Consider the following 12,533-nt stretch of genomic DNA (forward strand, 5'->3'; position numbering starts at 1 on the left):
CGTGAATTAAACTCACATATGTGTGATTTTTTCGTCAGAGATATTCACCTTTCACACAGCTATGCTCGCTTCAGACAAAACAATTCACACAGCGAGGTCACCTGTGAGCTACATCCTGATTCTTCTGCTCGGCTTGTTTGCCGGTAGCGTCAGCGGCATCGTCGGCACCGGCGGTTCCATCATCCTGCTGCCCGCGCTGGCGTGGGCGATTGGCCCACAAGCCGCAGTGCCGATCATGGCGATTGCCGCCACCATGAGCAATATCTCCAAAGTGATTCTATGGCGTAACGCAATTAACCTGCGGGCGTTGGGCTACTACTGTCTGCCCGGTATCCCGGCGTCGATAATCGGTGCCAGCCTGCTGTGGGAAACGCTGCCAGCGCACTAACGTGGTGAGGATGCCAATAACGGCAATGACAGAAAATAATCAAGGTATTCGCGGTATTCCTCACCCAATAGGGGCAATGCCTGAAGATCAAAGAAACGCACATCCCGCGATTCGGTTTTATCCACCACAATATCGCCCTGCCAGTGATGGGAAACATACAGGGCGGTAATCACATAGATCTGATCCTGATTCGGCAAAGTAAAAAAATGATCGGGACCGGAGAACACCTTCAGAAAATCAAGCGCGTCCAGTTGCAGCCCGGTTTCTTCACGCACTTCCCGAATCGCGGCCTCCTCCAGTGACTCGCCCAATTCCAGCAGACCGCCGGGCAGCCCCCAGACGCCCTCCAGCCGATGCTGTAGCAGCACCTGTCGGTGTGCATTCAGCACAATCACGTTAGATCCGGCCAGCAACAGCGGACGATGCCCGATCAACTGACGCATTTCCTGCACATAGTTCATGGCTACCCCCTCCTTCATTCGGTCATTTCGCCCCACGGTAACGCGGATGCATGACAGTTATATGAGCCGGATGTCAGCACCGTCAGGCGCTATCCGACTTCGCCCCCTCTTCCAGCAACCAGCATTCAAAACGGTAATGCAGCCGGGTTTTCACCAGCCCGGCGGGGGTCAGCAAATAGTAGGTGCGCTCAGCGATGCGCAGATCCGGCAAGGGAGCTGTCAGTCGGCCGAGCGCCACATCACGAGCCAGCAGCGGCAGCAGCCCCGGCCCCGGCCCGACGCCTAACCCGTCAATCAGGCGGCCAGACACGCTTTCAGGGCAGGCAAAGGAGGAAGTCGGGAGGTCATGTTATCTCCAGGCCGAAAAGATACCCCCACGCTACTGCCGTTACGACACGGCTACAAACGGCTCAGGCAATCCATCGCCACCGCTTTGAAACTGTCGAAATCCGGGCATTCCCGCAATCGTGCCATCGCCCGCTCGCGCATGAAGGTGACGAACAGGTCGTAGATCGCCATCGCTTCTTCGTATTCACGCTTACTGATCGCCAGCAAAAAGATAACGTAGGCGGTTTCATCCCCCCAGGGAATGCCCTGCGGTGCCAGCACGGTAAACACCACGGTTTCCCGCGCCATCAACCCCAGCGAATGCGGCAACGCAATCCCCTCGCCCAGCATGGTGCTGACGATAGCTTCACGCTCCACCACCGAGGTATGAAAATCGCCGTCCACCCGCCCTTCTCGCTCTAACTGGTCGCACAATGTGCGGAACAACGTCGCTTGATCCATCGGCTGGTCGATGATGCAAAAGTGCTGCCGGTCAAAAAACTTCTCCAGCATGTAAGGGCGGGTGCGATCCACCAGCACCAGTTTTCCTAGCTGCTCCAGTTGGTAGTCGGTAGGAAACGGCGACATCAACAGCACCGGTTTGCCCTTCTCTGTCAGCCGGATGGTGGAAATGACAAAATCCTCTTCCACTTCCGGCAACGCACGGTAGTCACGCAGGGAGATGATACGGTTGACCACCATCTGCGGATAGCGCCGCCACAGCATGGCCTGAATCATACGGATGGTGGAATTACCGGTGTCGCACACCAGCAGCACCTGCGGATGGCGCTGGTAGCCCACGTCATAGTGCCGCTCCAGCCCGACGCCGATATGCAGCACCAGAAAACCCACTTCATTTTCGCTGATCACATAAGGGGTGTACTTACTCCAGCTCGACACCGCCGCCAGCGTGACGTCGTAGGCCATCGGGTAGTGCTGCTTGATATTGGTCAGCAGCGGATTGGGGATGGTTATCTGGTAACGCACACGGGTGATCATGGTTTTGATGTGCGTCAGCAGGTCCGCCCGCAGTTGCGGATCGTTCTGTAGGTTGAAGTTGTAGTGGGTGTTGATGTAACTCAGGATATAGTCCACCAGCGATTCGCCGTCGTCAGGGCTGATGGCGCTGGCATTGCCGGACAGCTCCTGAATCCGGCGCGCCGCCAAATTCACCCGCAGATAGGCTTCCTCCGATGCGGAAATCGCCTTACCGGTCATGGCACGCATTACGCTAATCAACTGATGCGCCGCTTCCCGCACGTCGTCGTCGACATCCTCGGCGGAAAAATCGGATAACGGATACCCCTCGCTGATACGACGGATCGCCACCGCGCAGTACAACCCGAGATAACACTCAGCCTCGTCGGTCATCCGAATGCCGCTGCGCGAAAACACATCGTGCAGAATCACCTGCAAACGGCTCAGGGTATCGCGATCCAACGCGTCCGGCGGCAGCATCGACGCCTCCCGCCCACCGTCCTGCTCCATCCGGTACACCAAATCGGTCAGACAAGTGCGGATTGACACCTCACTGCCCAGCAGCTTCATGCCGTAGCGCGGCTTGGTTTCGATCGACAGGTGATAACGCCCTAACACCTCCCGCACTTCCGCCATATCGCCCTGCAAGGTAGGGCGGCTGACAAACCAGCGCTCAGCCACCTCCTCCAGCTTGAACGCAAACGCCGAGGTGAGAAAGTGCACCAACAGCGATTGCACGCGCTCCGTTGAAGTCCGCGGCACACGGGCGGGCGTTGCCACGGTCTGGGTGGCTTCCCAGCGGGTATAGCGCTGCGCATCCTGAATCTGCAATTGATACCCGACACCGCGACTGAGCACCAGATGCGCGCCATGTTCCGCCAACAGTGCATTGATCTGGTTGATATCGGTACGCACCGTGCGTGTCGATACCGCACAGCGCCGCGCCAGCTCATCCTGAGGCAGCGGTTCGTTTTTCAGCAGTTCAAACAAGTGAGCCAGTCTTGGGTTGGAGAATCGCACTGTGGTTACCCATCGTTCGGGAGCGACAGCCGCTCCCGTCATTCATCACATCATTCACGCCATTGTGCAGGCCGCACGGGGAATCGCACGGTGGTGCTCCCGGTACTTGCTGCGTACTCGACTGCCCGCCACCGGCTTACGCCAGCAAACGTCGGGTCATCGCCAGCAGTTGCCGCACATCATCAGGGCGGGTATCGCCGCTGGCTTTGTCGATAATCGAACTATAGACGTGCGGGATGATTTTGCTGACACCGGCTTCCAACGCCACCCGGACAATCGCTTCATAGTTATGCAGATCGATACCGCCCGTCGGCTCCAGCCAGAAATCCTGCCGGGCGCAGGCTTCCGCCACGGCTCTGAACTCGTCGATCGCCGCCAGCCCGCCCATCGGGAAATATTTGACCGAGCTGCCGCCCATATCCTGTAGCATGGCGATGGCTGTCGCCACTGGCACGATGCCGTCCGCCTGGCACGAGCTGCGCGGCCCGGTGGAAATCTTCACCTTGCCAACCTCGCCGGTGGGCGTTACCAGCCCGTTGACCACGGTCTGATGCTGGCCCAGCAGCGCCCGGCTGGTCGCTACGCCGGTAAACACCTGGTTAACGTGCTGCGGTTGCAGCGCGGCGGAAATCTCGCTAACCATCGCTGACTGGTTCGGGTCGCCCGCGCCCAGCCCCACCGACAGCGCATTATCGATAAGCGCCGCGTACTCGCGCATATCCGCCACCGCGTCCGGCACACTGGCGTAATTTTTCGACAGTACCCCCACCAGCACATAGCCTTCCGCCGCCTGCCAGATCTCATGGGCATTGGCTTTTGAACCGGCTAATACGTTCAGGCAAATACGGTCCTGATAAAACGTCGGCGTCAACGTCATGCGTGTGCTCCTCCAGCGATAACCGCTCGCAGACGGTCAACAATAACGTCCAGTTGCGCCGACGTGACGCTGCGCACGTCCACCTCTACTTTGCCTTCGTTGGCTTTATAGCCGCGGAAATAAATGGCGACATCACCCGCCTTCAGCGCCTGCACCAATGCCGCTGTCGACTGGCCAATAACCGCTTCATCCAGCCGAATTTCGGTACGGGCGATATCACGACCCGCCGCATCCCACACCACACTCGCCTGTACGCCGGGCAGTTGATTGAGCCCGTCGATGAAGGGCGTCATCTTCGTCACCATCTCAGCACCGCTCGGGCGGCGTTGGCTCAGATAGTTTTCAATCGCCTGCGTCAGCCCCAGAATCCCTTCCTTGCCGACCTTCATGGCGCGGCCGATACCGGCGGACTGGCGTTTTACCCACTCGACGTATTGTTGACGGCCAATCACCAGCCCGCTGGTGGGCCCTTCCAACGCTTTCGCACCGCTGTAGATCACCAGATCCGCGCCGTCGCGGTAATAACAATGCAAATCCTCTTCGGCGGCGGCATCGACAATCAGTGGTACCTGATGTTCACGCGCTACCGCTGCGGCCTGTGCCACGCTGAGGTGGCTTTTCTGCACGCAGTGGTGGGATTTGATATACAGAATCGCGGCGGTCTGCGGCGTTACCGCGGCGGACAGCTGCGCGGCGGAGCACTCATTGGCGTAGCCCGCCTCCACCAGCCGACCGCCGCCCAGTTGCACCATGGTGCCCACCGGCGCACCGAAATTCACGTTGTGGCCTTTCGGTATCACGATATCGTGCGGCACAGTCAACGGCTCCGCGTGCAGGTTTTCCAGCAGCCACTCGTTATCTTTGACAATCACCGCCGCTACCGACTGAGCAATCCCTGCCGATGCGCAAGACACCACTACCGCGTTTTCCACCGCCAGCAGACGAGCGATATAGGCACCGGTTTTATCGACCAGATCCTTCATCTCAAAATAGTGACCAAGGCCGTAACGCACGGTATCCGCTACGTCGTCCGACGGCGTAGAGACGCCAAGAATAGTCATACGGCCGGAAGCGTTGATCACCGGCTTCAGGCCATATTTTTCATACATTGAAGACATGATGCTTTTTTCCTTCATTGGTCATGAACCACTGGCCCGCCACCATGGCGGCCAGCGGTATCAGAGTGCGGTGCCCCTGCAATAGAACGTTGTCCGAATCGGCCAACGACACGTCGCCTTCACGTAGCCTGAACAACGTCAGGTCGGCATCCAGCCCTGACGACAGTCGGCCTCGGGTTGGCAAACGCAGGCCGTCCGCTGCGTTGCAGGTCACTCGTTCGATCACCTGCGGCAAGGTCATGCCCAGCGCAAGAAACTTGGACATAACATGCGCCAGGCTGCGCACCGGCCCGTCCAGACGATTACGGCAATAAATATCCGAACTGATGGTGTCCGGCAGGATGCCCTGGGCGATGGCCTGGCGCGCCACCTCAAAGCTGAGGCTGGCGGAGCCGTGCCCGACATCCAACCGTACACCGCGCGCCAGCGCGGCTTGCATCGCCGCGCGCAGTTCCCCCGCAGGCGTCAACATCCGGTTCGGTTTGCCGTTGTAGCAGTGGGTCAGAATATCGCCAGCGCTCAGCAACCCGGCGATCTCATCCAGATCCGGCGGAGTATTGCCGACGTGGACCATCAGCGGCAGCCCGCCGCAGCGCTGCTGAATGCTCTTGGCAAGGCGCAGCGGTTCAATGCCGTTGCGCCCCACCACGCTGCTACTCATGCGCGCTTTAAGACCGACGATAAAATCAGGCAATCGCCGGACAGCATCGCAAACGGCATCGCCATCAATGTCGTCGAGATTAGCCAACTCCGCCTGGGTAATCAGCCCGATTCGGGACACATTCAACAGCGCCAGCACCCGGGTCGACGCCTGCGACGCCAACGCGTGAAAATCGTCCACATCGTTGGCACCGGTGCTGCCTGCATCAATGACGGTGGTCACGCCGGTGTCGATGCCGACACGATCCGGTTCATCGTGATAGATGGGTGACGCCGGGTAACAGTGCACGTGCGAATCTATCCAACCCGCGCTGAGGTACACGTCCTCCGCTAAGGTCAGCACCTGCCGTGCCGTGCCGGTGACCTCGCCAACGGCGGCAATCCGGCCGCCAAGGATCGCCACATCCATCCGCTGCTCATCAGGCAAACGGGCGTGGCGAATAATCAGATCGAACATAGAGCCTCCTGACCGGCGGGCGAAACCCGCCGGAACAGATTCAACTGATGGCGACCGGGAAGATGGCCCCCAAAATCATTGCGCCCAAAATCGCACCGCCGGTAATCGGCTTATTCCAGAGGTAAAACAGCAATGCGCCGACCAACGATCCCAACCCGATGGGGATCGACGCCGACATGGCCGACAGGATGATCAACGGCCCCAGAAAACGGCCGGATGCATTACCCGCGCCCATCATCACATCGGCACCGTAGGTGGAATCGCCCTGATTAACGGTAAACTTGCGCGCCAGAATGATGACGTAGCCTATCGCCAGCCCTAAGACCAGGCCGGTCAGCAGCGATGCCGCAAAGTTCGCCACCGGGAATACGATGCCAGCACCAAGCAGCAGCGCTGGCACCCCCAGCCCGACACCAGTTTGGATTGCGCCGCCGATATCCAGAATACCGACCAGCGACCCTTCAATAATGCGGGCAAACAGGAAGCTGGCACCGAACGCCGCCACCGCGCCGTACACGCCGGTAGAAATGCCGGAACGCAGCATGGATACAAACGCGACTTCGTTAAACGCGCCGATGCCGTACAGGTAGTACATGTGCGTTCCGGCGAACACGCCAGCCGACAGCAACCCGACAAAGATCGGGAATGACCAGTCGGCGTACCAGAAACCTTTTTTTGTCTCGTCCATTGTTTCGCTCCCGTTACTTGCCGCTGAGGGCGTTGTGGATCAGCGTCATCCAGTCAGGAATACCTAACTGGAACGATTGCAGCAGTTTCATATCAAAGCCGCGGAAGAAACCGCTCAGTACGAACAACAGCACGATGGACACCATCATCACCTTGGTGACCTTGTTCCAGCCGCCCTCTTCCACGCCCTTGCCGATCAGAATGCCCAGCACCAGCCCCGGCACAGCGTTGCCCATAATCAACTGGGCCAGGCCGCCGAAAATGGTGGCCCAGAACCCGGATTTTTTACCCGCGTCGATAGCGGCCAGCCAGAAAATCACCGGCATCACCGTATTCACCAGCAAGTTGGCAGCGGGCACCAATACCTTCACCGCCGTTACCTGCAACGCCGCAGGCACAGCTGAGGCGGTGGAGTTCAGAAACGCCACCACCACCATGCCGACGATGCCGCAGGCGATAGCCATTTTTTTCGGGTCGTGCAGCGTCTCAGCAACATTGCGGTTTTTCATCATCAGCGCTGCTGCGCCCCAGTTCGGCAGAATGCGGTGATCCACATCCTGCGTGAAGGAGCCCGCCGCGACTGACGATGCCCAGGCGTTAAAGAAAAACCCCAGTCCGAACGAGAAATGGGAGGCCGGATCGCCCTCGCAGGAGTTAAGCTCTCCCAGCGTGCGAAACGCCCCCATGCCTTGTGTGACCGGTGCATGAAACATGCGGGCGGCACCTGCCCCCACCCCGACGCCAACCAATCCCCCGATGATTAACGACTTCAACAAAATTATTAAAAACATCTGTTTTTCCTTTCGTTTTATCGCCCCACATGGTTATGCCCGCTCCGCAATGCGGAAACGCGCGCTATTCCGTCGTCGTGAACGTCACACTCTGGATATCGATAGCGGTCACGCTGACGGTAATTTCCAACTCAACCCGGTAGTACCGGCGTTGCCGCGCCAGAAAAAAGAACAGGAATTTTTCGTTTTTTACCTGCTCCTGGGCACGAAGCACGTTCACGTCCTGGGGCTCAATTCGCAGCAGCACCTTATCAGTGGCACGCAATACCGTGCTTTGTACCCGGCTAAGCGCGTCGGAAAACGCTTTAGCCTTGCTGTCGCCGCTGCCGCTGACGTGTACGGTGGTCGTGAATTGCTCTTTCATGGTTAGCCGCCGTATTTCCGGTTCCAGGCCTGCACCAGCTTTTCCCCCAACTCTTCTTTGTCCATAAAGCCGAAGCCCAACACCAGCGCCCCTTCATTGATGGCGGTAACGCCCTCTTCAATCGAACGCATCCCGTGTTTGGCCTTGTAGCCGTACTTGTTCTGCGCGGTGATGGCACCTGCGCCACCACTGCCGCAAAAGGAGATACCGAAGTCTGCGCTTTCCGCTTTCATCACATCCCCGAGCTTCATGTCTGCCGCTACGCCCGGCACGACAACGGCACGTCCACCAGCGAGCTCCACGCCCGCCGCCACTTTCTGCCCTTTTCCCAGCCGATCGCCAATGACTACCGTTACCATGCTTCGCCCCTCGTTTTGTTCATGCCGAAAATACGGTGATTCAGACGCCGCTTTCCGACGGTTTATTTTCCTTTGCGACTTCAAAATGGACCGAAAGCAACCAGCTTTCTTCCACTGGCAAGTTGCCGAACAGATCCACCACCTGCTGCGCCAGTTGCTTTGAGCTGTCCGAAATTTCCTCGAACAGCACCTCCTCCACTTCTGGCAACGGCTCGCCCGTCAGCGAGCGCCGAGCCATCGCTCGCACATGTGACAACAGCATCTGCTGCTGCACGCCGTTGGGCACGATTGCCCTGGTCGCGAACAGGCCGCCGATTTGCGTCATCACACGATCGGTCAGTTGTTGAATCGCATCGGGGTTTACTGCCGTATTGACCGGTACTGCTCCGTTACTCACCTGGTTGCTCCTGTTTCCTGTTACGGATAAATGACAGTCATTCGTGTTGTTCAGAAAGTAATGCCACCCCGACACAATGTGTAGACACACTTTTTCCGCTTCAAAGTGGAAATGTTTTTTCACCCCAGACGAAGCGGAAATAATCAGAAAAGGCGGAGGGCGAACCTAAAAAATAGCGAATGAATAACAGTACCTTACGTTATCCCACTTTATTACCGCCCTAAGACATGAAATTGGAAACGCTTATAGGAAAAATAATTAACCATAAGAAAAAACAATTAAAACAGCGAATTAAAAGGCAGAAACACCAGACCTTATAGCTAAAAAAAGCATGTATTCATTCTGCGAATATCATCACAAAACCAAAGATAAGCCGCGTCGGTTATATCGTCGAAATAATGATGGATAGCTGGAGGCGTAATATTTTATCGAACCTGAAAAATGGGCAATAGGGGTTAGCTAGCCGTTTATTTATCACTCGGCAACGCGCATGACGCGAAATAAGAGCCTATGGGGATAGGTTCTATACCCAAAATAATTCGAGTTGCAGGACAACACACAGCCCAGTAGATGGGTATAAGTCAGACAGGAATGGCATAACCCCCTGCTGGCGACAGCCTGTGCATATCGTTATCATCCTAATCAATAACGAGAAACACCGCCGGTCGACCTGCCGACCCGAAAAACTTGAGGACGTTATGACCATCAAGCGCTACCCGCATCTTGCCCATTGGGGGGCATTCACCGCCGTTGTGGAAGACGGCCGACTTATCCGTTGCGAACCGTTTGCGGGCGATGCCGATCCGTCGCCGATGCTCGACTCCATCGTGCCGCTGGTGTATTCCGACAAGCGCATCCGCAAACCGTCGGTACGTCGATCCTGGCTGGAAAAACGCGAAAACAGCGATCGTACACTACGTGGCAAGGAACCATTCGTCGAGGTGGACTGGGATCTGGCGCTGGACCTGGTGGCGGAAGAAAACCGCCGCGTGCGTGACCGCTATGGTGCCGACGGTCTGTTCGCCGGTTCCTACGGTTGGTCGTCCGCCGGGCGTTTTCATCATGCCCGTTCACAAGTGCGGCGTTTTTATTTCTCCGGTGGCGGCGCGGTAGACCAGAGCGGCAATTACAGCTGGGGTGCAGCGCAGTTCTTCCTGCCGTATGTAATCGGCACCTTCCACCCGCTGACCGGCAAAGTCACCGAGTGGCGCAGCGTGGCGGATCACTGCGAACTGTTCCTCGCCTTCGGTGGGCTGGCGCTGAAAAACGCGCAGATAGCTTCCGGCGGTGCCGGGCACCACACGCTGAAACCGGCGCTGGAAAAACTGGTGGAACGCGGCATTCCGGTGATCAATATCAGCCCGATGCGCGACGACTGTCCGGCGTTCGTCAACGCCGAGTGGATCCCGATCCGCCCCAATACCGATGTAGCGCTGATGCTGGCGCTGGGCTACCAGATCCAGCGGCTGGGCGCGGAGGACCGCGAGTTTCTCGATCGCCACTGCGTCGGTTACCCGCAGTTACGCGACTACCTCAACGGCCACACCGACGGCATCGCCAAGACCCCGGATTGGGCCAGCGCCATCACTGGCATCCCGGCCGCCCGCATCGAAAAGCTGGCTCAGCAGTTGATCGGCGTGCGCAGCTTTATTACCTGTTCCTATTCGGTACAACGCGCGCATCGTGGCGAGCAACCCTACTGGATGATGATCGCCCTTGCGTCGATGCTCGGCCAGGTGGGGCTGCCGGGCGGAGGATTCTCCTTCGGCCACGGTTCGATGAACAGCGTCGGCAATGAGCGCATGACGTCCCCTGCTCCCGCTTCGCCGTCGGTCCCCAATCCTGGTCAGTCGATACCGGTGGCGCGCATCGCCGACATGCTGCTGCACCCCGGCGAACCCTACACCTTCTGTGGCGAGAATCGTACCTATCCCGATATCCACCTGATTCACTGGGCTGGCGGCAACCCGTTCCACCATCATCAACAGCTCAACCGGCTGGTGGAAGGCTGGCAACGGCCGGATACCGTCATCGTGCAGGATATCGTCTGGACCGCAGCGGCGCAGATGGCGGATATCGTGCTGCCTGCCACCACATCGCTGGAAAGAAACGATGTGGGCGGCTCCTCGCGTGACCGGTTTGTGTTCGCCATGCATCAGGCGATCGCGCCGCAACATCAGGCTCGTCACGACTACGATATCTTCAGCGAACTGGCCCAGCGACTGGGTTATGGCGATGCATTCACCCACGGTGGCCGTACCGAGCGGCAGTGGCTGGAGTCGATGTACCTCGCCTGCCGGGAGCGTCAGGGAGCGGCGGGCGAGCCCTGGCCCGATTTTGACCGTTTCTGGCAGCAAGGCTATGTCGACATTCCGATGGACGACCAGCCGTTCGTGTTCTTCGAAGAATTCCGCCGCGACCCGGCGCGTTATCCGCTGAACACGCCCAGCGGCAGGATCGAGCTATTCAGCAGCACTATCGCCGATTATCGCTACCCGGATTTTGCTCCCCATCCGCAATGGCAACCGCCGGTAGAATGGTTGGGTGCCGCACAAACGCAGCGTTGGCCGCTGCATTTTATCTCCATCCAGCCAGCGGATCGGCTGCACAGTCAGCTTGATTGCACGCCGCAGGTGGCCGCCAACAAAACCGCCGGTCACGAAACGCTGTACATGCATTCGCAAGACGCCACCGCGCGTGGCATCCGTCACGGCGACCGGGTAGAAGTACGCAACGAACGCGGGCGCATTTACGCCGGGGTGGCGGTAACCGACGGCATTACGCCGGGCGTGGTGATCATGGCGACCGGTGCCTGGTTTGATCCGGGCTTTGGGCAGGCACAATGGCACCCGGTGGAACAATCCGGCAATGCCAACGTGTTAACCCGCGACATGGGCACCTCACCGCTGACGCAGGGCCCCAACGCTATGAGCTGCCTGGTAGACGTGCTCGCGCTCTGACTTTTCCTTGCTCACGGGCGAAAAAAACGCCCCCGGCAGTCGGCCAGGGGCGTCGTTCACATCAGCAACGTTGGTTATCAATGCTTATGGTGAGATTTAATGCTTATCATGGGCCTTATCAGCACCGTGATGAGTATGATGCTCGTGGCGGGACAGCCAGTCCAGATACCCCATGACAAAGGCGGACAGCACGAAAGTCAGGTGGATAATCACATACCACATCAGCTTGTTGTCCGGCACGCTCTTGGCATCCATGAACACCCGCAGCAAGTGGATGGACGAAATCGCCACGATCGACGCCGCCACTTTATTTTTCAGTGAGCTGGCGTCCATTTTGCCCAGCCAGCTCAGCTTCTCCTTGTCCTCGCCAATATCCAGCGCCGACACAAAGTTTTCATAGCCGGAAAACATCATCATCACCAGCAGCCCGCCCACCAGCGTCATATCGACCAGCGACAACAACGTCAGGATCAGATCAGATTCCGCAATGGAAAAAATATTCGGCAGGACATGCCAGATTTCTTCAAAGAACTTGATGACCAGCGCCAGTAATCCCAGCGACAACCCCAGATAAACCGGAGCCAACAGCCACCGTGCAGCGTACATCGTATTTTCCAGAAAACGTTCCATAACGCCTATCAGATACAGATTTGAGAGGAACGCATAATAGCGAAAAACCGTACCGAAGT

The 12,533-nt window shown here is 58.0% G+C and carries 14 protein-coding genes; 2 read left to right on the forward strand and 12 right to left on the reverse strand.

Annotated features, from left to right (window positions below; translation table 11 throughout):
* Window positions 1-103: 103 nt before the first annotated feature.
* Entirely contained in the window at window positions 104-388 is a 285-nt protein-coding gene (locus OB87_RS15375; RefSeq protein WP_235425286.1) for a sulfite exporter TauE/SafE family protein, read from the forward strand.
* Here OB87_RS15375 and OB87_RS15380 read toward each other — a convergent pair.
* The 11 genes from OB87_RS15380 to OB87_RS15430 all read right to left on the reverse strand — a co-directional run bounded on the left by OB87_RS15380 (window position 385) and on the right by OB87_RS15430 (window position 8,884).
* Window positions 385-849 carry an NUDIX domain-containing protein gene (locus OB87_RS15380; RefSeq protein WP_033570294.1) on the reverse strand — a complete coding sequence of 155 codons (465 nt, stop codon included), beginning with the start codon at window positions 847-849 and terminating at the stop codon, window positions 385-387. The genes OB87_RS15375 and OB87_RS15380 overlap by 4 nt on opposite strands.
* Window positions 850-931: 82 nt before the next feature.
* Window positions 932-1,159 (reverse strand): hypothetical protein, encoded by a 228-nt coding sequence (locus tag OB87_RS15385; protein ID WP_033570295.1) that lies wholly within the window; start codon window positions 1,157-1,159, stop codon window positions 932-934.
* An 89-nt stretch (window positions 1,160-1,248) separates the two neighbouring features.
* Window positions 1,249-3,174, reverse strand: a complete 1,926-nt coding sequence (locus tag OB87_RS15390; protein ID WP_033570296.1) for a BglG family transcription antiterminator — start codon at window positions 3,172-3,174, stop codon at window positions 1,249-1,251.
* A 136-nt stretch (window positions 3,175-3,310) separates the two neighbouring features.
* Window positions 3,311-4,051 (reverse strand): 2-dehydro-3-deoxy-phosphogluconate aldolase, encoded by a 741-nt coding sequence (gene dagF / locus OB87_RS15395; RefSeq protein WP_033570297.1) that lies wholly within the window; start codon window positions 4,049-4,051, stop codon window positions 3,311-3,313.
* Window positions 4,048-5,169 carry a DgaE family pyridoxal phosphate-dependent ammonia lyase gene (locus OB87_RS15400; RefSeq protein ID WP_033570298.1) on the reverse strand — a complete coding sequence of 374 codons (1,122 nt, stop codon included), beginning with the start codon at window positions 5,167-5,169 and terminating at the stop codon, window positions 4,048-4,050. Before OB87_RS15400 ends, dagF begins: the two co-directional genes overlap by 4 nt.
* Entirely contained in the window at window positions 5,153-6,286 is a 1,134-nt protein-coding gene (locus OB87_RS15405) for an amidohydrolase/deacetylase family metallohydrolase (RefSeq protein WP_033570299.1), read from the reverse strand. Before OB87_RS15405 ends, OB87_RS15400 begins: the two co-directional genes overlap by 17 nt.
* A 40-nt stretch (window positions 6,287-6,326) precedes the next feature.
* On the reverse strand, window positions 6,327-6,974 hold the full coding sequence (locus OB87_RS15410; protein WP_033570300.1) for a DUF4310 family protein: 648 nt from the start codon (window positions 6,972-6,974) through the stop codon (window positions 6,327-6,329).
* A 13-nt stretch (window positions 6,975-6,987) separates the two neighbouring features.
* On the reverse strand, window positions 6,988-7,764 hold the full coding sequence (locus OB87_RS15415) for a DUF4311 domain-containing protein (protein WP_033570301.1): 777 nt from the start codon (window positions 7,762-7,764) through the stop codon (window positions 6,988-6,990).
* 64 nt (window positions 7,765-7,828) lie between these two features.
* A complete protein-coding gene (locus OB87_RS15420; protein ID WP_033570302.1) occupies window positions 7,829-8,128 on the reverse strand; it encodes a DUF4312 family protein in 300 nt (99 codons plus the stop codon).
* Between the two features lie 2 nt (window positions 8,129-8,130).
* Complete coding sequence (locus tag OB87_RS15425; RefSeq protein WP_033570303.1) at window positions 8,131-8,487, reverse strand: SFCGS family glycine-rich protein; 357 nt, start codon at window positions 8,485-8,487, stop codon at window positions 8,131-8,133.
* A gap of 40 nt (window positions 8,488-8,527) precedes the next feature.
* Window positions 8,528-8,884 (reverse strand): glycine dehydrogenase, encoded by a 357-nt coding sequence (locus OB87_RS15430; protein WP_033570304.1) that lies wholly within the window; start codon window positions 8,882-8,884, stop codon window positions 8,528-8,530.
* 698 nt (window positions 8,885-9,582) lie between these two features.
* Here OB87_RS15430 and OB87_RS15435 point away from each other — a divergent pair.
* Window positions 9,583-11,844: a molybdopterin-dependent oxidoreductase gene (locus OB87_RS15435; protein ID WP_033570305.1), complete on the forward strand. Its 2,262-nt coding sequence runs from the start codon at window positions 9,583-9,585 to the stop codon at window positions 11,842-11,844.
* A gap of 96 nt (window positions 11,845-11,940) precedes the next feature.
* Here OB87_RS15435 and OB87_RS15440 read toward each other — a convergent pair whose 3' ends face one another.
* Window positions 11,941-12,474 (reverse strand): TIGR00645 family protein, encoded by a 534-nt coding sequence (locus OB87_RS15440; RefSeq protein WP_033570306.1) that lies wholly within the window; start codon window positions 12,472-12,474, stop codon window positions 11,941-11,943.
* Window positions 12,475-12,533 lie beyond the last annotated feature (59 nt).

The sequence above is a fragment of the Dickeya undicola genome (assembly GCF_000784735.1).
GTDB classification, from domain to species: Bacteria; Pseudomonadota; Gammaproteobacteria; order Enterobacterales; family Enterobacteriaceae; genus Dickeya; species Dickeya undicola.